The sequence below is a fragment of the Flavobacterium flavipallidum genome, assembly GCF_038289905.1.
Classification (GTDB): Bacteria; Bacteroidota; Bacteroidia; order Flavobacteriales; family Flavobacteriaceae; genus Flavobacterium; species Flavobacterium flavipallidum.
Map to the genome: position 1 here is coordinate 25081 of NZ_JBBYHU010000025.1, position 22349 is coordinate 47429.

The 22349-nt window shown below is 35.2% G+C and carries 23 protein-coding genes; 15 read left to right on the top strand and 8 right to left on the bottom strand.

Features of this window, described 5'->3' with window-relative positions:
- Nucleotides 1-53 precede the first annotated feature (53 nt).
- On the top strand, nucleotides 54-1295 hold the full coding sequence (locus AAEO59_RS11805; RefSeq protein ID WP_341700948.1) for an ABC transporter permease: 1242 nt from the start codon (nucleotides 54-56) through the stop codon (nucleotides 1293-1295).
- 70 nt (nucleotides 1296-1365) lie between these two features.
- On the opposite strand, the gene prmC is transcribed toward AAEO59_RS11805, so the two are convergent.
- Nucleotides 1366-2223 carry a peptide chain release factor N(5)-glutamine methyltransferase gene (gene prmC / locus AAEO59_RS11810; RefSeq protein WP_341700949.1) on the bottom strand — a complete coding sequence of 286 codons (858 nt, stop codon included), beginning with the start codon at nucleotides 2221-2223 and terminating at the stop codon, nucleotides 1366-1368.
- Nucleotides 2224-2470: 247 nt separating this feature from the next.
- Here prmC and ribD point away from each other — a divergent pair, with 247 nt between their 5' ends.
- From ribD to AAEO59_RS11825, 3 genes are all read left to right on the top strand, one after another.
- Nucleotides 2471-3514, top strand: coding sequence for a bifunctional diaminohydroxyphosphoribosylaminopyrimidine deaminase/5-amino-6-(5-phosphoribosylamino)uracil reductase RibD (gene ribD / locus AAEO59_RS11815; RefSeq protein ID WP_341700950.1), 1044 nt, complete (start codon nucleotides 2471-2473; stop codon nucleotides 3512-3514).
- Nucleotides 3507-4118 carry an HAD family hydrolase gene (locus AAEO59_RS11820; RefSeq protein WP_341700951.1) on the top strand — a complete coding sequence of 204 codons (612 nt, stop codon included), beginning with the start codon at nucleotides 3507-3509 and terminating at the stop codon, nucleotides 4116-4118. The genes ribD and AAEO59_RS11820 overlap by 8 nt, the downstream gene beginning before the upstream one ends.
- An 85-nt stretch (nucleotides 4119-4203) precedes the next feature.
- Complete coding sequence (locus tag AAEO59_RS11825; RefSeq protein WP_341700977.1) at nucleotides 4204-4815, top strand: IMPACT family protein; 612 nt, start codon at nucleotides 4204-4206, stop codon at nucleotides 4813-4815.
- A 117-nt stretch (nucleotides 4816-4932) separates the two neighbouring features.
- On the opposite strand, the gene AAEO59_RS11830 is transcribed toward AAEO59_RS11825, so the two are convergent.
- Nucleotides 4933-5334: an acyl-CoA thioesterase gene (locus tag AAEO59_RS11830; protein WP_341700952.1), complete on the bottom strand. Its 402-nt coding sequence runs from the start codon at nucleotides 5332-5334 to the stop codon at nucleotides 4933-4935.
- Between the two features lie 200 nt (nucleotides 5335-5534).
- On the opposite strand from AAEO59_RS11830, the gene dnaA reads away from it, so the two are divergent.
- From dnaA to AAEO59_RS11860, 6 genes are all read left to right on the top strand, one after another.
- Nucleotides 5535-6962, top strand: coding sequence for a chromosomal replication initiator protein DnaA (gene dnaA, locus AAEO59_RS11835; RefSeq protein WP_341700953.1), 1428 nt, complete (start codon nucleotides 5535-5537; stop codon nucleotides 6960-6962).
- A gap of 7 nt (nucleotides 6963-6969) precedes the next feature.
- On the top strand, nucleotides 6970-7437 hold the full coding sequence (locus AAEO59_RS11840; RefSeq protein ID WP_341700954.1) for a low molecular weight protein-tyrosine-phosphatase: 468 nt from the start codon (nucleotides 6970-6972) through the stop codon (nucleotides 7435-7437).
- Nucleotides 7438-7468: 31 nt separating this feature from the next.
- Complete coding sequence (locus tag AAEO59_RS11845) at nucleotides 7469-8191, top strand: SAM-dependent methyltransferase (RefSeq protein WP_341700955.1); 723 nt, start codon at nucleotides 7469-7471, stop codon at nucleotides 8189-8191.
- 207 nt (nucleotides 8192-8398) lie between these two features.
- Nucleotides 8399-9526 (top strand): methionine aminotransferase, encoded by a 1128-nt coding sequence (locus AAEO59_RS11850; RefSeq protein WP_341700956.1) that lies wholly within the window; start codon nucleotides 8399-8401, stop codon nucleotides 9524-9526.
- A 288-nt stretch (nucleotides 9527-9814) separates the two neighbouring features.
- A complete protein-coding gene (locus AAEO59_RS11855) occupies nucleotides 9815-10696 on the top strand; it encodes an SDR family oxidoreductase (RefSeq protein WP_341700957.1) in 882 nt (293 codons plus the stop codon).
- A 69-nt stretch (nucleotides 10697-10765) separates the two neighbouring features.
- A complete protein-coding gene (locus AAEO59_RS11860; protein WP_341700958.1) occupies nucleotides 10766-11293 on the top strand; it encodes a hypothetical protein in 528 nt (175 codons plus the stop codon).
- Here the strand turns inward: AAEO59_RS11860 and AAEO59_RS11865 are convergent.
- Nucleotides 11273-11485, bottom strand: a complete 213-nt coding sequence (locus AAEO59_RS11865; protein WP_341700959.1) for a transposase — start codon at nucleotides 11483-11485, stop codon at nucleotides 11273-11275. The genes AAEO59_RS11860 and AAEO59_RS11865 overlap by 21 nt on opposite strands.
- Nucleotides 11486-11782: 297 nt before the next feature.
- Here AAEO59_RS11865 and udk point away from each other — a divergent pair, with 297 nt between their 5' ends.
- The 4 genes from udk (at nucleotide 11783) to scpA (ending at nucleotide 16627) form a co-directional block, all read left to right on the top strand.
- Nucleotides 11783-12391, top strand: coding sequence for a uridine kinase (udk, locus tag AAEO59_RS11870; protein WP_341700960.1), 609 nt, complete (start codon nucleotides 11783-11785; stop codon nucleotides 12389-12391).
- Nucleotides 12392-12691: 300 nt separating this feature from the next.
- Nucleotides 12692-13015 (top strand): FtsB family cell division protein, encoded by a 324-nt coding sequence (locus tag AAEO59_RS11875; RefSeq protein ID WP_341700961.1) that lies wholly within the window; start codon nucleotides 12692-12694, stop codon nucleotides 13013-13015.
- 48 nt (nucleotides 13016-13063) lie between these two features.
- Complete coding sequence (locus AAEO59_RS11880; protein ID WP_341700962.1) at nucleotides 13064-14431, top strand: methylmalonyl-CoA mutase subunit beta; 1368 nt, start codon at nucleotides 13064-13066, stop codon at nucleotides 14429-14431.
- A gap of 42 nt (nucleotides 14432-14473) precedes the next feature.
- Nucleotides 14474-16627 carry a methylmalonyl-CoA mutase gene (gene scpA, locus AAEO59_RS11885; protein ID WP_341700963.1) on the top strand — a complete coding sequence of 718 codons (2154 nt, stop codon included), beginning with the start codon at nucleotides 14474-14476 and terminating at the stop codon, nucleotides 16625-16627.
- Nucleotides 16628-16676: 49 nt separating this feature from the next.
- Here scpA and AAEO59_RS11890 read toward each other — a convergent pair whose 3' ends face one another.
- The 5 genes from AAEO59_RS11890 to dapF all read right to left on the bottom strand — a co-directional run bounded on the left by AAEO59_RS11890 (nucleotide 16677) and on the right by dapF (nucleotide 20721).
- The gene (locus AAEO59_RS11890; protein ID WP_341700964.1) at nucleotides 16677-17315 is read right to left on the bottom strand and encodes a peptidoglycan-binding protein LysM; all 639 of its coding nucleotides are present in this window, start codon (nucleotides 17313-17315) and stop codon (nucleotides 16677-16679) included.
- Between the two features lie 97 nt (nucleotides 17316-17412).
- Nucleotides 17413-18327, bottom strand: a complete 915-nt coding sequence (locus tag AAEO59_RS11895; protein ID WP_341700965.1) for a DUF2279 domain-containing protein — start codon at nucleotides 18325-18327, stop codon at nucleotides 17413-17415.
- Nucleotides 18328-18329: 2 nt separating this feature from the next.
- Entirely contained in the window at nucleotides 18330-19370 is a 1041-nt protein-coding gene (gene mltG / locus AAEO59_RS11900; RefSeq protein WP_341700966.1) for an endolytic transglycosylase MltG, read from the bottom strand.
- A gap of 15 nt (nucleotides 19371-19385) precedes the next feature.
- On the bottom strand, nucleotides 19386-19919 hold the full coding sequence (locus tag AAEO59_RS11905) for a GNAT family N-acetyltransferase (protein WP_341700967.1): 534 nt from the start codon (nucleotides 19917-19919) through the stop codon (nucleotides 19386-19388).
- A 19-nt stretch (nucleotides 19920-19938) separates the two neighbouring features.
- On the bottom strand, nucleotides 19939-20721 hold the full coding sequence (gene dapF / locus AAEO59_RS11910; protein ID WP_341700968.1) for a diaminopimelate epimerase: 783 nt from the start codon (nucleotides 20719-20721) through the stop codon (nucleotides 19939-19941).
- A gap of 135 nt (nucleotides 20722-20856) precedes the next feature.
- Here dapF and AAEO59_RS11915 point away from each other — a divergent pair, with 135 nt between their 5' ends.
- Complete coding sequence (locus AAEO59_RS11915) at nucleotides 20857-22260, top strand: Do family serine endopeptidase (protein ID WP_341700969.1); 1404 nt, start codon at nucleotides 20857-20859, stop codon at nucleotides 22258-22260.
- Nucleotides 22261-22349 lie beyond the last annotated feature (89 nt).

A 22349-nucleotide genomic window follows, 5' to 3' on the forward strand; every position in this document is an offset into this window, starting at 1 on the left:
ACACTAAAATAAAGTTGTAACAAAAATTGTATTTTCGTAACAAACTACTTACGATGCGCGGTCTGTTAAAAGAAAATATAAAAATAGCTTTTGGTTCGATTAAAACTCAAATATTACGAACCATATTGACAATCCTAATTATCGCCATTGGAATCACCGCTCTGGTGGGAATCCTTACCGTAGTTTCGGCTCTGGAAAACACCATTTCTTCTGATTTTGCTTCTATGGGAGCCAACACATTCAACATTAATCGCTACGAAAACACTATTAAAAGGCATGGTGGCGAACAACGAACCATTATCAATCCGGTGATTTCCTATCCTGAAGCCGTTGCCTTTAAAAACAAATACAATTTCCCACTTACGCAAACCTCGTTATCCTTCAAAGCCACTTCAACAGCCGAAGTAAAATTTGATACCGAAAAAACCGACCCTGAAATTTCGGTTGTAGGTGTAGATGAATATTTTATCACTAATTCAGGACTAGAAACCAGTACGGGACGCAATTTTAACAATTTTGACATTAGCAACAACAACTATGTTTGCGTAGTAGGTTCAGACTTTTTAAAAGGCTTACTTAAAAATATCAATCCCATTAATAAAATCATTTCAATTCGCGGTGCACGTTTTAAAGTCATAGGTGTTTTAAAAGAGAAAGGCTCTACTTTTGGCAATAGTCAGGATTTAAGAGTATTAATCCCAATTCAAGTGGCTCGTTCTCTTTTTACAGCTCCAAATATCAATTACAATTTAAGTGTAATGGTAAATAATAAAAATTTTCTAGAAGAAGCTACGGATAACGCCATAAGTACTATGCGCAGCATTAGAAAATTAAACCCTGTAGAAGAGAATAATTTTGCTATTAGCAGAAGTGACGATTTGATTAATCGATTTCTTAGTGTCACCGAATATCTAGAATTAGCAGCTTGGGTCATTGGAATCATCACCATTTTAGGCTCTTCCATCGCTTTAATGAACATTATGATTGTTTCGGTCACGGAACGCACCCGCGAAATTGGTGTTCGAAAAGCATTAGGCGCTAAACGCTCCACTATTGCTATCCAGTTTTTTATAGAAACCTTACTTATTGGACAAATTGGAGGTTTAGCCGGAATTGTTTTCGGAATTCTGATTGGTTACGGAATTGCTTCTGCTTTGAGTTTTGTCTTTGTAATTCCCTGGCAGGCAATCATGGCTGCTTTTTTAACCAGTTTTGCAGTAGCCATTGTTTCCGGATTGTATCCCGCAATTAAAGCCGCAATTTTAGATCCTATTGAGGCGCTGCGTTATGAATAACTGTTCTGTGATCAGTTTACAGTATTCAGCCTGTACCAACCTTGTAATTCCTAAAAAAACTGAACACTGCTCACTGAACACTACTTTTTGTCATTCTGTCGTTCCCGTAAATATCTTTTCGTAATTCGACATCTTTGAAATTCATATTCTCAAGCATAGCAATCATTTCTTTTCCTAAATACTGATTGATTTCAAAAAATAATTGTCCGTTTGGAGTTAGATTTTTTTGTGCCAATTCGGCTATTTTTCGATAAAAAACTAAAGCGTTATCATCTTCTACAAAAAGTGCAAGGTGCGGTTCATACTCTAAAACATTCTTCTTGATTTCCTGTTTTTCCAGATTTCGAACATAAGGAGGATTAGAAACTATAATATCAAATTGCTGTTCCAAATCATTAGTTTGCAAAATATCTTTATGGATACAAGTAATATTCACTTGATTTAATTCCGCATTTCTTTTGGCTGTAGCCAAAGCTTTTTCAGAAACATCAATAGCAAAAACCTGTGCATTCGGAATATTTTTAGCCAATGAAATTGCAATACAACCACTCCCTGTACCGATATCTAAAATCCTCAACTGCTGACCGCTGACTGCTGACTGCTGACTATTTATTATCCAATCCACTAACTCTTCCGTTTCCGGTCTTGGAATCAACACATTTTCATTAACTTCGAATTCCAATCCGTAAAATTGGGTTTTCCCTAATAAATATTGAACCGGAATCTCTAATTTTAATTGTTCCAAAATAGCGTTCCAAAGCTGCAATTCGGCATCCGAAAAACTTAAATTGGGCTGTAATGCCAAATCAATTCGTTTCAATTGTTTTTTTTCTTCTAAAATCAAGTAGAAAAAACTTTCAGCTTCGCCCTCATCATAAATAGTCGAAAGCGCTTGAATAAAAAGAGACCTGTATTGTTTGATTTGCATATTAAGTAAGTTCAAAATAAGAAAAACACATGTTAATAACCATTCTGTCAGATTAAAAACTTTAAATTTTCCTTTTCACCATTAAGTCATTAAGCAGCATTAAAGCTTAACATTCTTAATTTCTTAATGGTTTTTAATTATTATTTTTAATGTTAAGCTATAAAAAGACAAAAATAGAAATAGTTTATTGTTATTTTTAGCCTTTTCAAAACTAAATCATAAATCCAAAAATGACTATTTTTGCCCCGTGAATACAGATGAAAAATACTTAGCGCGCTGCATTGAATTAGCCCAAAACGGCTTAGGAACTACCTACCCTAATCCGATGGTAGGCAGTGTTATTGTTTATGAAGGCAAAATAATAGGTGAAGGCTGGCACAAAAAAGCAGGCGAACCTCATGCCGAAGTAAATGCCGTAAATTCAGTTAAAGATAAGTCTTTACTAAAAAAAGCAACCATTTATGTAAGCTTGGAACCTTGCAGTCATTTTGGAAAAACACCGCCTTGTTGCGATTTGATTATTCAAAACAAAATTCCTAATGTAGTCATTGGAACTGTCGATCCTAATGAAAAAGTAGCAGGAAGAGGCATCAAAAAATTAATCGAGGCAGGTATAAACGTAAGGGTTGGTGTTTTGGAAGAAAAATGTAACGAACTCAACAAACGATTTTTTACTTTTCATCAAAAACAACGCCCGTATATCATTTTAAAATGGGCTGAAAGTCAAGATGGCTTTATCGCACCAGAAGAGAGAACCGAACAAAAACCCGTTTGGATTAGCAATTCCTATTCGAGACAATTAGTTCACAAATGGAGAAGCGAAGAACAAGCCATTTTAGTAGGAACACGAACTGCTATCGATGACAATCCTAAATTAGATGTGCGCGATTGGGGTGGAAAATCACCAATAAGAATCGTTTTAGACCGAAATAATCGTATCCCAAAAACGAATCATTTACTGGATAAACAAATTCCAACTATTGTTTTTTGCCAATCCAACTCCCATACAAACGAAGAAAATCTTATCTTTGAAGTAATTGATTTTGATCAACATATTGCACCCCAAATCACACAAATTTTGCATCAGCATCAGATTCAATCAGTGATTATCGAAGGCGGCCGTCAAACCTTACAAACCTTTATTGACGTTAACCTTTGGGATGAAGCACGGATTTTTAAAGGAAAAACCAACTTAAAAAAAGGAACAAAAGCTCCTGTTATACAACCAAAAGCAAACCAAAAACAGTTTATCCTTGAGGACGAACTCCTAATACTAAAAAACCATGACTAGCACCATAAATACCATCATTTTCGATTTTGGAGACATCTTCATCAATTTGGACAAAAAAGCCACAATGGATGGATTTAAAAGACTTGGCTTAAAAGAATGGAACAGCGAATTAGACCAATTGAATTTTCAATTTGAAAAAGGCAATATAACTAAAGACGAATTTCTGATAGGTTTTCAAAAACAAATGCCCAACGCCAGTATCGAAGAAATCCTAGAATCATGGAATGCAATTTTGGCTGATTTTCCTTTGTATCGACTGGAATTTTTACAAATGCTTTCTAAAAAATACCGCTTATTCTTATTAAGCAACACCGATTCTATTCACATAGAAACATTTGAACAAAGAGTGGGTGCTTCTTTTTATGGTGATTTCTATCAATGTTTTGAAAAAGTTTATTTTTCATACGAAATGGGAATGCGTAAACCGGATGCCGAAATTTACCAAACACTTTTAAACAAACACGAATTACAAGCCAAACGCACCTTATTTGTTGACGACAAAAAAGAAAATACGGATGCTGCTGCTGCATTAGGAATTCACGTTTGGAATCTACAAGTAGGCAAAGAAGATGTAATTGATTTATTTCAAAAAACAATTCTTTAACAATACCAAAAAATAACGGTAATCTCAAAATCAAACAATCACAATCAACTTGTATTGTAATTGCTAATAATTTTTGACATTGCTATTGAAGATGAAGGACACCTACAACACCATTGCTTATGAATCCGAAGAAATACTTTTTAAAGAAAAAGGGAGTAAATTCTTTGGCTACGCTTTTCCCATCACTTCCGAAGAGGAAGTCAAACCCATTCTTGATGTTTTAAGAAAACAACATCCCACCGCCTGTCATTATTGTTATGCTTACCAATTAGGCACTGAAAAAATAAGCTACAGAGCCAATGACGATGGAGAACCCAGTAATAGTGCCGGAATGCCAATTTATGGCCAAATTCAGTCTTTTGCAGTTACCAATACGCTTGTCGTAATTGTTCGCATTTTTGGAGGAACCAAATTAGGCGTTGGCGGACTAATTACAGCTTACAAAACTGCCGCTCAACTCACACTAGAAAGTTGTTCCATTATTGAAAAAACGATAGACATTCACTTTTTAATTTCTTTTGATTACAAAAACATGAATAAGGTCATGCGTATTATCAAAGAAAAGAATCTGGACATTGTCAATCAAAAAATGGAAATGAGTTGCGAAATCGAAATCAAAACCCGAAAAAAAAATGCCGAACAAATATTCGACATTTTTAATTCATTATTTGAAATTGAAATAAAATCAAAAAAATAACTTTCTACCTAATAAAAAACCAAAAAAACCACCCTTAAAATTTTATAAAATCTTTAAAATTAGTACTAAAATTTTGTCTCAAATTAGACAAAAAAACACTTTCAAATCTTTCGATTTTTAAATTCGTAAAAGTTGCGTTTTCACATACTCTGGAGCTGCCATCGGACGGCCTGTTTTCATATCAACAAAGACCAAAACCGAGTGCCCAATTGTTAATAACTCATCCTGTTCATTATAGATTTCATAATCAAATTCAATCTTAACTGATTTCTGGCTTTTGAAAATTGTTTTAACCCGCAAAATATCATCATATCGAGCAGGTTTTTTATAATTCATTGTCAAAGAAACAACTGGAAGCATCACACCATTTTCTTCCATCCATTTATAAGAAATCCCAATGTTTCTAAGCCATTCCACGCGTCCCATCTCAAAATACTGAGCATAATTCCCGTGATAAACCACTCCCATTTGATCGGTTTCTGCATACCTTACCCTAACATTGTACTCGTGTTCTCTCATCTTTTAATTTACATTTCTTTTATACCTTTTTTTGGAATACTTTTCCTCTTACTTACAATAATATTTCTACAAAATCAACCTCTAAATATTTTTTTTTAACGAAAATTGTTCACATATTTGTTTCCCCGAGAAATAATAACTTTTTAGATATTATTTACTTCAAAAAACAGAATAAAAAATATAATAATTTAACAGAATTTATGAACAAAACTGCTCAATCAGTATGGGATAACTGTTTGTCTTTTATAAAAGACAATATTCAAGATCAGGCATACAAAACCTGGTTTGAACCAATTAAGTCAGTTGAACTTACCGATAACGCATTATACATTCAGGTTCCTAGTAAATTTTTCTACGAATGGTTAGAAGAACACTATGTTAAATTATTGAAGGTTGCCCTTACTAAAGAACTTGGAAAAAACGCAAAGTTACTTTATAAAATTAAAATGGAGAACACTTATGGTAACAAACAACCGTTCACTGAACAGTTACCAAGTACCAACCGTCCTCCAGTAAAACCACAAAATGTAGATGCTCCTTTAAAAAATCTGGATCCGGAATTAAAAAATCCATTTGTAATCCCAGGAATCAGAAACTTAAAGATTGAATCACAACTAAACGCTAATTATAGTTTCGACAATTTCCTTGAAGGTGATTCAAACAGATTAGCTCGTTCGGCGGGTATGGCTGTTGCCAATAAACCGGGCGGAACTTCATTCAACCCATTGTTAATTTTTGGTGGTGTTGGACTAGGAAAAACACACCTGGCTCACGCAATTGGAGTTGAAATTAAAGACAAATATCCTGAAAAAACAGTATTGTATATCTCTGCTGAAATCTTCACACAACAATATATAGATTCGGTAAAGAAAAACACCCGAAATGATTTTATTCATTTCTACCAATTAATTGATGTATTAATCATTGACGACGTACAATTCCTTTCAGGTAAATCTGGAACTCAGGACGTGTTTTTCCACATCTTTAACTATTTACATCAAAACGGCAAACAAGTCATCCTAACTTCTGACAAGGCTCCTGTGGATATGCAGGATATTGAACAACGCTTATTATCTCGTTTCAAATGGGGATTATCAGCAGAGTTACATCAACCGGATTACGAGACTAGAATTTCGATTCTAAAAAATATTCTATACCGTGATGGTGTTGAAATGCCGGATGAAATTATCGAATATGTAGCTCGTAACATTAAATCGAATGTTCGAGAACTGGAAGGTGCTATTATTTCATTGATTGCTCAGTCTTCTTTTAACAAAAAAGAAGTAACTATCGAACTTGCTAAAAGCGTAGTTGAAAAATTCGTTAAAAATGTAAAGAGAGAAATCTCCATCGATTACATTCAAAAAATTGTTTCTGATTATTTCCAATTGGACGTTGAAACACTGCAATCTAAAACACGAAAAAGGCACGTAGTACAAGCAAGGCAATTGGCGATGTTTTTCGCTAAAAAATTCACCAAAAACTCTTTGGCTAACATTGGTTCACAAATAGGTGATCGTGACCACGCTACTGTTTTACACGCTTGTAAAACGGTTGACAATTTGGTAGCAACCGACAAACAATTCAAAAAATTTGTCGAAGATATCCACAAAAAACTAACGCTATAATAGCAATATGTCTGTCAAAATTTTAATGGTATGTTTGGGCAATATCTGTCGGTCACCACTGGCTGAAGGTATTTTAGCATCCAAACTACCAAAAGACAAATTCTTCGTTGACTCTGCCGGTACAGGAGCATGGCATTCCGGAAATCAACCTGATTCTCGTTCCATTGCCGTAGCAAAAAACCACAATTTAGACATCTCGTATCAAAGAGCTCGACTATTTAAAGTGGAGGATTTCGAAACTTTCGATTATATCTATGTAATGGACAAATCCAACTTCAGAGATGTAATACGTTTAGCAAAAAATGATAAACAAAAAGAAAAAGTTGAGATCATCCTGAACGAATTGTATCCGAATGAAAATGTAGATGTTCCGGATCCTTATTACGGCATCGCCAATGGTTTTGAAATGGTGTACCAAATGCTTGACGAAGCCTGTGAAATCATCGCAACAAAATTGAAAGCTAATCATAACTAATTTTTAGCTTAACACTCAAAACAAAAACCTAATGAAATCGAATACTCCTTTTGGAAAACTCTATCTAATCCCAACTACCATGGGAGAATGCGACCCAATGGACGTTTTACCCCAAACTGTAAAAAGAACGATTGATTTCATTGACCATTATATTGTAGAAAACGAAAAAACAGCAAGAAAATCTATTAAGGCAGTACATCCTGAAAAGAAACAATCTGATTTAATCCTTTTTGCTCTCAACAAACACACCGATTCCAAAGAACATAAAGACTTTATCCAACCGTTGTTAGAAGGAAAAAATGTAGGTTTGATGAGTGAAGCCGGCTGTCCAGGAGTCGCTGATCCCGGTGCTGTAATTGTAAAATTAGCCCATGAAAAAGGTATTCAGGTTGTTCCTCTTGTAGGTCCTTCTTCTATTTTATTAGCCATGATGGCATCTGGAATGAACGGACAAAGTTTTACTTTTCATGGTTATTTACCGATTGAAAAAGACGAAAAAAGAGCCACTCTTAAAGCTTTGGAACGTATTTCATTCGAAAAAAATCAATCCCAAATTTTCATTGAAACCCCATATCGCAACAACAAATTAGTAGAAGATTTAATTCAGATACTACATCCTGAAACCCATTTGTGTATCGCAACCGATATCACGTTGCCAACGGAATACATAAAAACCAAGAAAATTTCGGCCTGGAAAAAAGAAAATATGGATTTACACAAACGCCCTACTATTTTTATTATTCATAAAATGTAGTTTCCCATTTTATTTTTTTTAAACATATAAGTCATATAAGTTTTTTTTGTTAAGGTTTTCATTTTTCAGAATAAATAAGTCGAAATAAAAACCCTCAATTTTCGACACCCCATTCTTATATGAACTTATATGACTTACATAGTTACAATAAAACATATTTATTTTCTCAGTAGCTTTCCTTACTTTTAGGCCTTTAAAAAGTAAGTCATGTCTAAACTTCCCAATATCACCACCAGTATTTTCACGGTTATGTCAAAAATGGCAGCCGAGTACAATGCCATCAATTTATCTCAAGGTTTCCCCAATTTTCCAGTAGATGAAAAGCTGACTGATATTGTAGCCCAACTGGCCAAGGAAGACGTACATCAATACACTCCGATGGCAGGTTTTCCGCCATTACTAAATAAAATTGCATCATTAGTTCAGAAATCATACAATAGAACTATTCAGCCAGAAACCGAAATTTTAATTACAGCCGGAGCCACACAGGGCATTTACAGTAGTATTCAAGCATTAGTTGGAAGCGGAGACGAAGTCATTATTTTAGATCCCAGTTACGACTCTTACGAGCCCAATGTTTTGTTATCCGGTGGAATTCCTGTCCGAATTCCGTTAAATGACGACTACACCCCCAATTGGGATTTAATCGAAAAAGGCTGTAATGACAACACCAAAATGATCGTCATTACCAACCCGCACAACCCAACGGGGAAAATCCTATCAATGACTGATATCGAAAGACTGGAAAGCATTTTAGCAAAATTCCCAAAAATAATTCTGTTGTCTGACGAAGTTTACGAATACATTACTTTCGAACAAAAACACCTATCCATCCATACACGTCCAGCCCTACGAAACAGAGCAATAATTACCGCTTCTTTTGGAAAAAGCTTCCACATTACAGGTTGGAAAATCGGTTATGTTGTAGCTCCTGAACATTTGATGAAAGAAATCAAAAAAGTGCACCAATTTCTGGTTTTTAGTGTCAACAGTATTTCGCAGGCTGCCATTAGCCAGTATTTAGACTACGTTTCAGTCGAAGAAATTAGTCCCTTTTATCAGCAAAAAAGAGATTATTTCCAAAAATTACTTTCTAACAGCCGATTCGAATTAATGCCTTGCGAAGGCACCTATTTTCAAGTCGTGTCTTACAAAGCTATCTCTGATGAAAACGATGTGGATTTTTGCAAACGCCTCATTATCGAACACGGAGTTGCCGCCATTCCTATTTCTACTTTCTATGAAAATGGTAAAGATTTGCGCTTAATTCGTTTTTGTTTTGCAAAGGATAATGCAACTTTAGAAGAAGCCGCGAGGAGACTTTGTGCAATTTAGACAATCTACTCAGGGCAAACGTCCTAAGTTTAGAAATAAGAAAAACAGCCACAAATTACACGAAAAAACACAAATTTAAATGTTGCTTTATTACACGAATCTGCTAAAAGCAGATATAAATTGGTGTAATTTATTTTTAGAATTACTATTTTTTGTGCAAATTAGTGATATTCGTGGCAAAAATAAATTCATACGTTTGCCTTAAAAAACTACTTAACTAAAATTATAATCAAAACCCAATTATAACAAATCTCCGATTTCGTATATTTACCATAAAACCTCATCAAAATGAACTTTAGCCAAAAAATGTTACGAGACGATGCCCTGCAAGGCAAAGTAATTGTTGTTACCGGTGGTGGTAGCGGATTAGGAAAATCCATGACCCAATATTTTTTGGAGCTAGGTGCTAAGGTAGCCATTACTTCACGTGATTTAAGCAAATTGACTCATACAGCAACCGAGTTGGAAACCACAACTGGCGGCACTTGCTTGCCCCTACAATGCGATGTACGTCATTATGAAGAAGTCGAAAACATGTTGCAACAAGTTCTGAAGGCTTTTGGCAAAGTTGATATTTTACTAAACAATGCAGCCGGAAACTTCATTTCTCCTACTGAGCGACTGTCGGCCAATGCCTTTGATACCATTATTGATATCGTTTTAAAAGGCACAAAAAACTGCACCTTGGCTTTTGGAAAACATTGGATCGACAGCAAACAAACATCTGCTACGGTTTTGAATATTGTCACTACCTACGCTTGGACCGGTTCGGCTTATGTGGTACCCAGTGCGACTGCCAAAGCTGGCGTGCTCGCCATGACCCGAAGTCTGGCCGTCGAATGGGCTAAATACGGCATTCGTACCAATGCTATTGCGCCCGGACCTTTCCCTACCAAAGGCGCTTGGGACAGATTGTTACCGGGAGATTTGGCTCAAAAATTTGATTTGGCTCAAAAAGTACCACTCAAGCGTGTGGGCGATCATCAGGAGTTGGCTAATCTGGCGGCTTACTTGGTTTCCGATTTCTCGGCTTATATTAATGGCGAAGTCATTGTCATTGACGGTGGCGAATGGCTCAAAGGCGCAGGACAATTCAATATATTAGAAGCCATTCCGGAAGAATTGTGGGACCAACTGGAAGCAATGATTAAAGCAAAGAAGAATAAGTGATTTAGTTATTTTTTTCTCTTTTATCATTTTCCAAAAAATAGTAAATACTAATTTATAAATCAATCAATAGTGGGTTATTACACAAGAGTATTTTGCTCAAGCACACAGAAACCTAAGATTAATCAAATACTTGATTATCTTAATACAAAAGGCCATAACATTAGTATTAACTTAAACGAATTACCTGATAATTGGAATGAATTTGAATTATTTTATGATTCTGAAAGATTACCATTAATAGTAGAATTAAACGAGAAAGAATCAGATCACTTAGCAGAACAAGAAATCGAAGAATTTTGCAAAGCCATTGGAAAGCCTTCTTTTTTTGAATTGAATAAGAAGAAAGTATTTTCTCATTTAAATAAAACAGAATATATAATTTGCATACAGCTACCTACATCAGACATTTTAGATAAAGGTTATGATGTAAACGGAGATTTTATGAATTATTTAGAAACAAATTTTTACGGAATGATTCAATGCGATAATGAAGGGTTTTATCTTAAAACTAAACCACTCTGCACTGAAAGTGCAGAGGTTGGTTTTTACGAGGGACTGAAAGTCCCTCTTTTTCTTTCATTCGAGAATGAAATTTGAATTCTCATTATCATCTTTTTTCCGATGATGCTCTAAATATTCATTCACCATTTTATCTGTAATATTACCCGTACTCCAAACTCCGTAACCACTTGCCCAAAAATGTTGCCCCCAATTATATTTTGTAACCCAAACAACATGACATGTTAATCTGCTTACTGTGTGCGAACCTTTTCTTAAATCTGTACTCATAACCTAAAAATATAGATTTTTTCGCATTACTAAAGTACTGCAATAAATTGCAGGGTTTTAAACCCGAGATTGAGACCAATAAACTATTATTAAAGATGGAATAAGTACACAAGTGAATAAAAGGCTATTATCTAAAACATTAATTTCAACAAATTCACAAACGTATCCTCTTGTTACCTAAAAAACAAAAAACACCAATAAAACTTATTGATAACCCGACAACATTTCACCCAAAAACCCAAAGCAACTCCCAATTAAATTGCTATTTTTGTTGTATCCTAATACAAAAAACAACCTATGCTGATTATAGGAATTGCAGGCGGAACCGGTAGCGGAAAAACCACGGTGGTACGCCAAATCATGAATCAATTACCGGATGCCGAGGTAGGCGTAATATCTCAGGACTCTTATTACAAAGAAACCAATCATCTTAGTTATGATGAGCGGGTACTCATCAACTTTGACCATCCCAGAGCCATTGATTTTGATTTATTGGTCAGTCATTTAAACCAACTCAAGGCTGGCGAAACCATTCAGCAACCCATTTATTCCTTTGTGACACACAACCGCACAGAAGATACGATAAGCACCCATCCACGAAAAGTAATGATTGTAGAAGGGATTTTGATTTTGGCGCATGCCGAACTAAGAGGTCTATTTGACATCAAAATCTTCGTGCATGCCGATGCCGATGAACGCCTTATTCGCCGTTTAAAAAGAGACATCGCCGAACGAGGCCGCGATATGGATGAAGTCCTCAACCGTTATCAAAAAACCTTAAAACCCATGCACGAACAGTTCATTGAACCTACGAAAGCCTTTGCCGATATCATTATCCCGAATAATAATTACAATACAGTAGCCATCGACATGCTGCGTAGTGTAATAAACCAAAAAATTCTATAATTTTATCGTAATTTTAAACTTTTAGTTTGAAGTTGCAATTGTCCTTAACTTCCGCAGTCGGGCGTCAAATGTTTGAAGAATGCGAAAAAAGAAAAGCTGTTTGAGGACGAAGGACGAGTTCTTTTCTTTTAGCATTCGAAAACTAATTTGACCGACGAGGAAGTGCAGACTTGATTTTTTTGTTTCTTTTTTGATCAAGCAAAAAAGAAAATCAATAAATCTGATTTTTCAACTTAAATCAAAACGTGAATCCTATTATTTTTGTAAAATAAAAAAGTATTCCTGAAATAGATACAACAAATGACAAATCCCTATAAAGAAAAAGCCTGGTTTAAATTTTTAAGCAATAAGTACATTTGGTCCTTATTATTTTTCATTGTTTGGATGTTATTTCTGGACAATTATTCTTATTTTGACCATCGGGTTTTAGACAATCAGATTGAAGAACTGGAAGACAACAAAACCTACTATCAGGATGAAATAAAAAAAGACGAAGCGCAGATCAAGCAACTCAAAAATCCGGATCAGGTTGAAAAATATGCCCGTGAAAAATATTATATGAAAAAAGACAGCGAGGATATTTACATTGTTGAATTCGAAGGCGACACGATTGAGAAAAAATAAACAGTATACCCTCAAACCCTCTCAAGAAGGGGATTAAACCAAACTAAAATGGCGACTCACCTATTCGAAGATTTTGATCCTGTTTCCTCCAAACAATGGAAACAACGAATCCAATATGAATTGGATGGTGCCGATTATAATGAAAATTTAGTTTGGAATTCACCGGAAAACATTAAAGTAAGACCTTTTTACCATGGAGACGATTTTAGCCAAACTACAACCGCTCCTACCTTTGCTTCCGACTTTAAAATTTGCCAAAACATCTTTGTTTTTGACGTTCAAAAATCAATTGACAGAGCTTTAGATGCCTTGCAAAGAGGAGCCGAAAGTCTGCGTTTCACCATTGACAATGAATCACTGGATATCAAAAAACTGCTTGAAAGTTTACCCTTAGAAAACACCGCTATCTATTTTGATTTAAAATTTCTTGCGGTGGATTTTATAGAAAAAGTAAACAAAATTGTAGCTTCAAAAAAAGCCCGCATATTTTACAATTTAGACCCTATAGGCCAATTAGCAAAAGAAGGCAATTGGTTTGTTGCTAAAGAAAAAAACAATTTTGAAAGTCTGCAATTGCTTTCAAAGAACTTCCGTGAGCATTCCTTAATTAGTATCAATTTGGCCTTGTATCAAAATGCAGGTGCTACAATGGTACAGCAAATTGCTTATGCTTTGGCTCATGCCAATGAATACTTCAACCGAATTTCTACGATTCATCAATCAATAGCTTTTGAAGTAGCTGTAGGTAGCAATTATTTTTTTGAAATAGCCAAATTACGTGCCTTACGACTATTGTTCCAATTGATTGCTAAAGAGTATTATCACGACAAAGATTGTCATATCTTGGTAACACCATCTAAACGCAACAAAACCTTATATGATTACAACATGAATTTGTTGCGCACGACGACAGAATGTATGTCGGCCATCATAGGTGGCGCTGATGCCATTGCTAATCTGCCTTATGATGCGATTTACCATAAAAACAATGAATTTAGCGACCGCATTGCCCGAAATCAATTATTGATTTTGAAAAATGAAAGTTATTTTGACAAAGTCAACAATCCCGCTGATGGCAGTTATTATATTGAAACTTTAACTCAGCAACTTGCCGAAAAAGCACTCGCTTTATTCAAAGAAATTGAAGCCAACGGAGGTTTTTTAAAGCAATTAAACGACGGCATTATCAAACGAAAAATTCAGGAAAGTGCCGATAAAGAACAGCAACTTTTTGATTCAAATACAGAAATTTTGGTTGGAACCAACAAATACCAGAATCCAAAAGACAAAATGAATGACAACATAGAGTTGTATCCTTTTGTAAAAATAAAACCCCGAAAAACACTGATTACCCCAATAATTGAAAAACGTCTGGCAGAACAATCCGAACAAGAGCGACTGGCAGCCGAAAAATAAATCAAGAATACAAGCCAAAATCAATTTGCAAAAAGCACCCAAATGATTCGAAAAGACCTCCGACATATTCAACTAAAATCAGAAGCTGAAAGCAGTTTTGAATTTTCTTTTGCAAAAGAAAATTCGACTGTTGAAAATTTTGTCACGGCAGAAGGTATCGAACTCAAATCCAATTATTCAGAAAAAGATATTGAGGATTTGGACCATTTGGATTTTACTGCGGGATTTCCTCCATTTCTACGAGGACCTCACACTACGATGTACGTTCAAAAACCCTGGACTATCCGCCAATATTCAGGATTTTCAACTGCTGAGGAAAGTAATGCTTTTTACAGAAAAAATCTAAAAGCCGGTCAGGAAGGACTATCTGTTGCCTTTGACTTGGCGACGCATCGCGGTTATGATTCGGACCACGAACGTGTACAAGGCGATGTAGGAAAAGCAGGTGTAGCCATTGATACTGTTGAAGATTTCAAAATACTTTTCGACCAGATTCCGTTAGACAAAATGTCGGTTTCCATGACGATGAACGGAGCAGTTTTACCCATAATGGCTTTTTATATCGTTGCCGCCGAAGAACAAGGTGTTAAACCAGAACAACTTTCAGGAACGATTCAAAATGACATCCTGAAAGAATTTATGGTTCGCAATACTTATATTTATCCACCGGAAGCTTCGATGAAAATTATTGCTGCTATTTTTGAATATTGCAGCAAAAACATGCCCAAATTCCATTCGATTTCTATTTCGGGTTACCACATGCAGGAAGCGGGAGGAACTGCAGATATTGAATTGGCCTACACACTTGCTGATGGCTTAGAATATGTAAGAACCGGACTTTCGGCAGGACTCAAAATTGACGATTTTGCTCCCCGATTATCATTCTTTTGGGGGATTGGGATGAATCATTTTATGGAAATTGCCAAAATGAGAGCCGCCAGAATGATTTGGACTAAACTCATGCAAAATTTTAATCCGAAAAATAATAAGTCACTTTCGCTACGCACTCATTGTCAAACCAGCGGCTGGAGTTTAACGGCTCAGGATCCTTTTAACAATGTAGCCCGTACCTGTATCGAAGCGGCCGCTGCTGTTTTTGGAGGCACTCAATCCCTTCATACAAATGCCTTGGACGAAGCTATGGCTTTGCCAAGCGAATTTTCGGCACGAATCGCACGAAATACGCAGTTGTATCTATTAGAAGAAACTAAAATCACCAAAACAGTTGACCCTTGGGCAGGTAGTTATTATTTAGAAAGTTTAACGAATGAAATTGCCGAAAAAGCCTGGAAACACATTGAAGAAATTGAAGCCCTTGGTGGAATGACCAAAGCATTGGCAAGCGGAATTCCGAAATTACGAATTGAAGAAGCATCCGCACGCAAACAGGCACGAATTGACAGCGAACAGGATATAATTGTAGGCGTTAATAAATTTCAAGCAAAAAAAGAGGTACCTTTAAATGTTCTGGATATTGACATTGAAAAAGTAAGAAGTCAACAATTAGAAAGACTACAACAGGTCAAAAAAAACAGAAATGGCTCAAGAGTTAAAGAAGCTTTAGAAAAAATTACCCTTTGTGCACAAAGCGGAAATGGTAATTTATTAGAGTTAGCTGTTGAAGCTGCCCGAGAGAGAGCCACTTTAGGTGAAATTAGTCAGGCTTTAGAAACGGTATACGGAAGACATCAGGCACAAATTAAAACGTTAAGCGGTGTGTATAGTAATACAATAAAACAGAATAAAAGTTTTGAAAAAGCAAAACAATTAGCTGACGCATTTACTCTTCAGGAAGGTCGTCGCCCCAGAATTATGATTGCTAAAATGGGTCAGGACGGACATGACAGAGGTGCAAAGGTGGTAGCAACTGCTTTTGCCGATATCGGTTTTGATGTGGATATTGCGCCTCTTTTTCAAACTCCTGCAGAAACCGCTAAACAAGCAATTGAAAATGATGTTCATATCGTAGGCGTCTCTTCCTTAGCCGCTGGTCATAAAACTTTGGTTCCACAATTAATTGAGGAACTAAAAAAATTCGGACGAGAAGACATTATGGTGGTAATTGGCGGTGTGATACCTACCCAAGATTATCAGTACCTTTTTGATGCAGGAACAGCTGCTATCTTTGGTCCGGGAACCAACATCAGTAAAATAGCTTCAAAAATACTAAGTTTTTTTATTGAGGAAAAACATTAAAAGAGAGTCCGAAGTCATAAAAAGGACTCTCTTTTCAAGAATTTTCAATTTAAAGAGAAACTACAGCGTTGCTATTTGGCACAATAAAAGAGGTATCATAACCAGAAAATGCTTTTAAATAACTTCTAATCGAAGTACCATAAGCATCCCTAAAGAATCTCTTTCCATTACTTCTGAAATATCTTTTTACGGTACCAGTACCTCCAAGATGAGCAGCAGCAAGAATACCCGATTCGGTAATCAAAATACCACCTACAACTTTTCCGTCGTATTTCTCGATAATGTCCTTTAAAATGGATTTGTTTTTAGATAATAAAGCAACAAAGGCTTTTTCTTGCAGTTTTGGGCTTCTTAAGAATTTATCTGTATCATGAATTCCAATAGACCTCAAAGTTTTGTTTCCAAATTGGTATTTCCCTAAATACCCTAACGAATTAACTTTTTTGTACTTGTTTTCGGATTCTCTAAATCCGATTGCTTCTTTAAAACCGATGAATAAATTCCCTGTGAAAGGAATATTTAAACCGGAATTAACTTCTTGCGCTAATGAAGGGAACTGGTATTTTTCCCCTTCAACATTTCCCCTCAAAAACCACTCATTTTCTTCTAACTTAAGTGGTTTAAAACTGTAACTCAGGAATACAATTATTACAGTTAAACTGGTGTAAAAATGCCATTTTTTTATCATAAATTGGTTTTCTTCCAAAGCTGTCACCTCTGAAAATTTCACTGCGCAAAGATACAACTTTTTTAATAAAACCTGAAAATCAAGCAATTAATTCAACTCAAAAGTAAAACAGATGCGCTCTAAACCCCTCAGGACCTGAGTATTCAAGCGTGGGTGCAGGAATTTTTAAAACAGAAAAAACAGAAAAAAAAGTCTTCAAAAAATGGGATTTGGTCTCAATTTTTGTCAAATCGAGATCTAAACTTAGGTAAAATTGTCGAGATTTTTGCAGATTTTCGCTTGCTAAAATTACAGAATTTTCATCTTTTCCAGTTAACATTCCATCTGCTCCGTATCCAATTGCAATATTTAAAATTTTTGGAATTTTGGAGTCTTTAAAAAAGGATTTCAAATTAGCCGATAACCAGTAGGTTTGTCCGTTATAATCTTTTAAAATTTGCTCAGAAAAACTACTTCCTAAAACTTCTGGGCGGTATGCTGCAAATCGTGTAGTATGAAAGGAAAATTTGGGCATAATTCGTTGCTCTTTCCAAAGTAATTGTTGGGAAACATATAATGCCGTTCCTGTTGCATTGGCAATCACATCACCGGATGAAGCTCCCCATTGAGAAGAAAAGCCGTCTAAAACTTCTACAGCTGTCAAAAAAGCAAATCCTAGGCCAGCGCCATAAACTAATTGCTTTTCAGGACTGGCTCCACTCCACCGCAACATTTCACTTCCCAAACGGCCTAAATGATAAGAAGAATATAAATGTCCTGACTTATCCATTTGCAACCATTCTTCATTATCATTGATAAAATGGAACTTAGAACGGGGATAATCGGCATACCACAACTGATTTAAACCCACCAAACTTATAGCTGAAAAAGCTGCTTCCGAAACGAAAACAGCTTTTTGTCTTTTATGATTTAAACTATCTGAAGGTTTCAAAAAAGAGTTTATTCCACTTTGAGCCACGCAATTCGAAATTGCAAACAACAAACTCAGGAATAAAATACTTTTACACTTCAAAACTATCTTTTAATTCCCTGAGCATTAACCCAATCAGCATATTTTTTGGCATTTACGTTGTGCTCCGCTAAAGTAGCTGCAAATTCATGGTAGCCAAAACGATCAGTACTGGCACAAAAATAAATAAAGTTATTTTTTTCAGGATTTAATACCGCTTCTAAGGCTGTAATATCAGGCATGGCAATAGGTCCCGGAGGAAGTCCAACTACTTTATAAGTGTTATAAGGAGAATTCAAAAACAAATCGTTGTATAAAACACGTTTTATAACCTGATTGAAATCATTATCTTTTTTCTTTTTTGCAAAAATTACAGTAGGATCAGCCTGGAGTGGCATTCCTGATCTCAATCGATTCAAATAAACACCAGCAATTCTTGGTCTTTCGTCTTTTTTTACTGATTCTTTGTGAACAATCGATGCCAATATTGTAGCATCAGTAGGTGTTAAACCTTGTTTTTTAGCTTTGGAAACACGTTCATTATTCCAAAAATTACGGTATTCTTTAATCATTTTATCCCTGAATTTCACCGCCGAAGTATTCCAATAGACTTCATAAGTATTAGGAATAAACATTGCCAATACATTTTCTTCGGTGAAACCATTTTCTTTTAAAAAGATAGAATCTTTGAATGAATTCATCAAAGAAGCACTATCTGCTTCTATTTGAGTACCTACACGAGCTGCTAAATTTTCAATACGTTCCTGATTATTAAAGGCCAATTTAACTGGAACATTATATCGCATCGCTTTTACTAATTCGTAACTATTCATTCCTTTAGTTAACAAAAAACGCCCCGATTTTACATTTTCAGGATAACTCATTTTACTGGCTACCATTTCAAATCGTTCTACATTAGTCACATAAGGAGTCAACGAATCCAAAACCTGCTCATAACTGGCATCCGTTGGAACATGAACATAAACTTCGTCTTGAGAAAACTTAGTGTTACTTGAAAATATTTGTCCAATCAAAACAAATCCATAAATAATCAATCCACTAATTACAACAATGGAAATGATTGAAATAATCTTTTTTGTGCTCATTATAAAGCTAAATTTTTAAAATTGGGGGTTAATTAATTGATAGATGGCTTCGTCTTGATATACTCCGTTTATAAGATTCCAATCTTTTTTGACACCTATACACTGAAAGCCAAATTTAGTAAAAAGTGCTATACTTGCTTCATTTTCTAAACCAATATTTGCATACAATTGATGCAAATTAAGATGCTTAAATGAATAGTTGATTAAAAGTCCTAAAGCTTCAGAACCTAACTTTAGATTTCTGTTAGCTACACTATGTATCAGAATTCCAATTCCTGCCCTGTTATTCTTAGGATCAAAATCAAATAAATCAATCAAACCTAAGGCCGGAAAATCTTCGTCCTGAGAAATGGCTAAACGCAATTGCTTGGCTTCATAAATGTCCTGATGGGCATTTTCAAGATACTGCCGAATGAGAAATCGGCTGTAAGGAGTTTGCGTATTACTCACTTCCCAAATGTTTTCATCGTTTTCTATGGTATAGATAAATTCTAAATCATCAGGCTCAAGAGCGCGCAAATAAAGAGAATCTCCTTTTAATGTAAGCATTGGGAAGTGAGGAATTTAATTATATTTCGATAGTGCCTTCAAAAACAAATTTTGCCGGACCATTCAGGAAAACATCAACATATTTATTGCCTTCTTTTTTGAAAGAAACCGATAATTTTCCGCCTTCAACATTCATATTAATAGACGTCAAATCTGTTTGCCCGGTAGCATTCATTGCAATAGCAGCAGCCGTTGCTCCGGTTCCGCAAGCCAGGGTTTCATCTTCTACTCCACGCTCATAAGTTCGAAGTGCAAAAGTAGAGTCGTCTATTTTTTTGACAAAATTGATATTACTTCCTGCTTTGCCATACAATTCTCCATAACGAATAGCTGCCCCGTTTTCTTTTACATTATAATGCTCCAAATCATCTACTAATTGCACATGATGTGGCGAACCTGTATTTAAAAAACTGTAATCCGGATTTATTTTTATGCCATCGACATCAATCATTTGTAAAGAAACAATTCCATCTTTATCCACTGAAGCATGATGTAATCCATCTACAGCATTAAAAGAAGTAGTATCACCAATTACATTTAATTGTTTCGCGAAAGCTACCAAACATCTTCCGCCATTTCCGCACATGGTACTTTGATTCCCATCAGAATTGTAATAAACCATTTTAAAATCGGTTTCAGGATCATTTTCAAGCAACATTAAACCGTCGGCTCCTATTCCAAAACGTCTATCACAAAGTCTTTCAATAAGTTTAGTATCTTCTTTTGGAAAAAAATTGCTACGATTATCAATGATTACAAAATCATTACCCGTTCCCTGATATTTATAAAAGTGTAGTTGCATTATTTATTAATTAGTTTTGCAAAAGTACGAACTATTAACGAAATGTTAATCATTGTTAAACAGCGTTAAAGTGTTTTTTAACATTCGTTTTTCGTTTTAAATTTACTCTACTAAATAACTAAAATAACTGCTATTATGAACCGATTTTCAAATCTATTTTTAGTATCCCTTTTAAGTGGAGCCACTACACTTGGCGCTTACAAATTATTATTTGACGAAAATGGTTATTTTTCGAATGACAGAAAAACGCTAACCACTTTGGCTTCTGATGCCTATACGAAAAGAGTGGGATTATCCCCGGATGTACTAGACTTTACCGAAGCCGCTGATAAAACGATTCATACCGTTGTTCACGTTAAAAATGTTTCGCACCAAAAAATCAGCGACCCAATTATGGAATTTTTCTACGGTTACCGTGGTGGAGGACAATCTCAGGAACAAGTAGGAACCGGTTCAGGTGTAATTATTTCTGAAGACGGATATATTGTTACTAACAATCACGTAATTAAAGACGCTTCGGAAATCGAAATTACCTTGAACAACAAAAAATCTTACAAAGCAAAACTAATTGGTACCGATTCTAAAATGGATATTGCCCTTTTAAAAATTGATGCTGATGAAAAATTACCTTATTCATCTTTCGGAAATTCTGATGATGTAAAAGTAGGTGAATGGGTACTTGCTGTAGGTAATCCATATAACCTTACATCAACAGTTACAGCTGGAATTGTATCGGCAAAAGCCAGAAATTTAACTAATGACGGAATCCAGTCATTCATACAAACTGATGCTGCTGTAAACCCTGGAAACAGTGGAGGAGCCTTAGTAAATACTCGTGGTGATTTAATAGGAATCAACACCATGATTAGTTCGATGACAGGATCTTATGTGGGTTATTCTTTTGCTGTTCCATCAAACCTTACCAGAAAAATCATTGAAGACATTATGCAATTTGGTAATGTACAGCGTGGAATTTTAGGTGTTGAAGGTGGTGAATTAAATGCTAAAGTTTCTAAAGAATTTGGAGTAAAACAAACAGAAGGTTTCTACATTAACAATGTTAGAAAAAATACTGGAGCTGACAAATCAGGACTGAAAAAAGGTGATATTATCGTTAAAATTGACTCGCAAAAGATTTCCACTTTTGCTGATCTTTCCGGATACATTAATACAAAACGTCCTAACGACAAAGTAAATGTAACTATTATTAGGGAAAACGAAACTAAAACTGTTCCTGTAACTCTAAGTAAAAATGAATTTTTTAGTGCTGAATTCAAAGGAATCGAATTAGAAAATATTACCCCAGCAGATAAAAAGAATTTCCGTGTTGATTATGGTGTAAAAATCAAATCAATCAATAATGAAAATCTAAGTCAATATGCTGACGAACTACAAGGAAACATCATTTTGAGCATTGACAATGTAAAAATAAAAGATATTGAAAGTGCTTCTAAACTTTTGAACAATAAAGACAATCAACAAAGTGTTAGAATAGAAATGCTAAACAAAAACGGAGAAATTATTCGAATTATCATTTAATATTTAACTTCAAAAACAAAACAAGCCGTCTCAAAAATATTTGGGGCGGTTTTTTATTTCTGTTAATTTGATTTGATTTTCTCTTACTG

What these genes read in the sequence shown, in the direction of transcription:
- AAEO59_RS11805 (WP_341700948.1), top strand. Translation starts at nt 54, where the DNA reads ATGCGCGGTCTGTTAAAAGAAAATATAAAAATAGCTTTTGGTTCGATT.
- prmC (WP_341700949.1), bottom strand. Translation starts at nt 2,223, where the DNA reads ATGCAAATCAAACAATACAGGTCTCTTTTTATTCAAGCGCTTTCGACT.
- AAEO59_RS11820 (WP_341700951.1), top strand. Translation starts at nt 3,507, where the DNA reads ATGACTAGCACCATAAATACCATCATTTTCGATTTTGGAGACATCTTC.
- AAEO59_RS11830 (WP_341700952.1), bottom strand. Translation starts at nt 5,334, where the DNA reads ATGAGAGAACACGAGTACAATGTTAGGGTAAGGTATGCAGAAACCGAT.
- dnaA (WP_341700953.1), top strand. Translation starts at nt 5,535, where the DNA reads ATGAACAAAACTGCTCAATCAGTATGGGATAACTGTTTGTCTTTTATA.
- AAEO59_RS11840 (WP_341700954.1), top strand. Translation starts at nt 6,970, where the DNA reads ATGTCTGTCAAAATTTTAATGGTATGTTTGGGCAATATCTGTCGGTCA.
- AAEO59_RS11845 (WP_341700955.1), top strand. Translation starts at nt 7,469, where the DNA reads ATGAAATCGAATACTCCTTTTGGAAAACTCTATCTAATCCCAACTACC.
- AAEO59_RS11850 (WP_341700956.1), top strand. Translation starts at nt 8,399, where the DNA reads ATGTCTAAACTTCCCAATATCACCACCAGTATTTTCACGGTTATGTCA.
- AAEO59_RS11855 (WP_341700957.1), top strand. Translation starts at nt 9,815, where the DNA reads ATGAACTTTAGCCAAAAAATGTTACGAGACGATGCCCTGCAAGGCAAA.
- AAEO59_RS11865 (WP_341700959.1), bottom strand. Translation starts at nt 11,485, where the DNA reads ATGAGTACAGATTTAAGAAAAGGTTCGCACACAGTAAGCAGATTAACA.
- udk (WP_341700960.1), top strand. Translation starts at nt 11,783, where the DNA reads ATGCTGATTATAGGAATTGCAGGCGGAACCGGTAGCGGAAAAACCACG.
- AAEO59_RS11875 (WP_341700961.1), top strand. Translation starts at nt 12,692, where the DNA reads ATGACAAATCCCTATAAAGAAAAAGCCTGGTTTAAATTTTTAAGCAAT.
- AAEO59_RS11880 (WP_341700962.1), top strand. Translation starts at nt 13,064, where the DNA reads ATGGCGACTCACCTATTCGAAGATTTTGATCCTGTTTCCTCCAAACAA.
- scpA (WP_341700963.1), top strand. Translation starts at nt 14,474, where the DNA reads ATGATTCGAAAAGACCTCCGACATATTCAACTAAAATCAGAAGCTGAA.
- AAEO59_RS11890 (WP_341700964.1), bottom strand. Translation starts at nt 17,315, where the DNA reads ATGATAAAAAAATGGCATTTTTACACCAGTTTAACTGTAATAATTGTA.
- mltG (WP_341700966.1), bottom strand. Translation starts at nt 19,370, where the DNA reads ATGAGCACAAAAAAGATTATTTCAATCATTTCCATTGTTGTAATTAGT.
- AAEO59_RS11905 (WP_341700967.1), bottom strand. Translation starts at nt 19,919, where the DNA reads ATGCTTACATTAAAAGGAGATTCTCTTTATTTGCGCGCTCTTGAGCCT.
- dapF (WP_341700968.1), bottom strand. Translation starts at nt 20,721, where the DNA reads ATGCAACTACACTTTTATAAATATCAGGGAACGGGTAATGATTTTGTA.
- AAEO59_RS11915 (WP_341700969.1), top strand. Translation starts at nt 20,857, where the DNA reads ATGAACCGATTTTCAAATCTATTTTTAGTATCCCTTTTAAGTGGAGCC.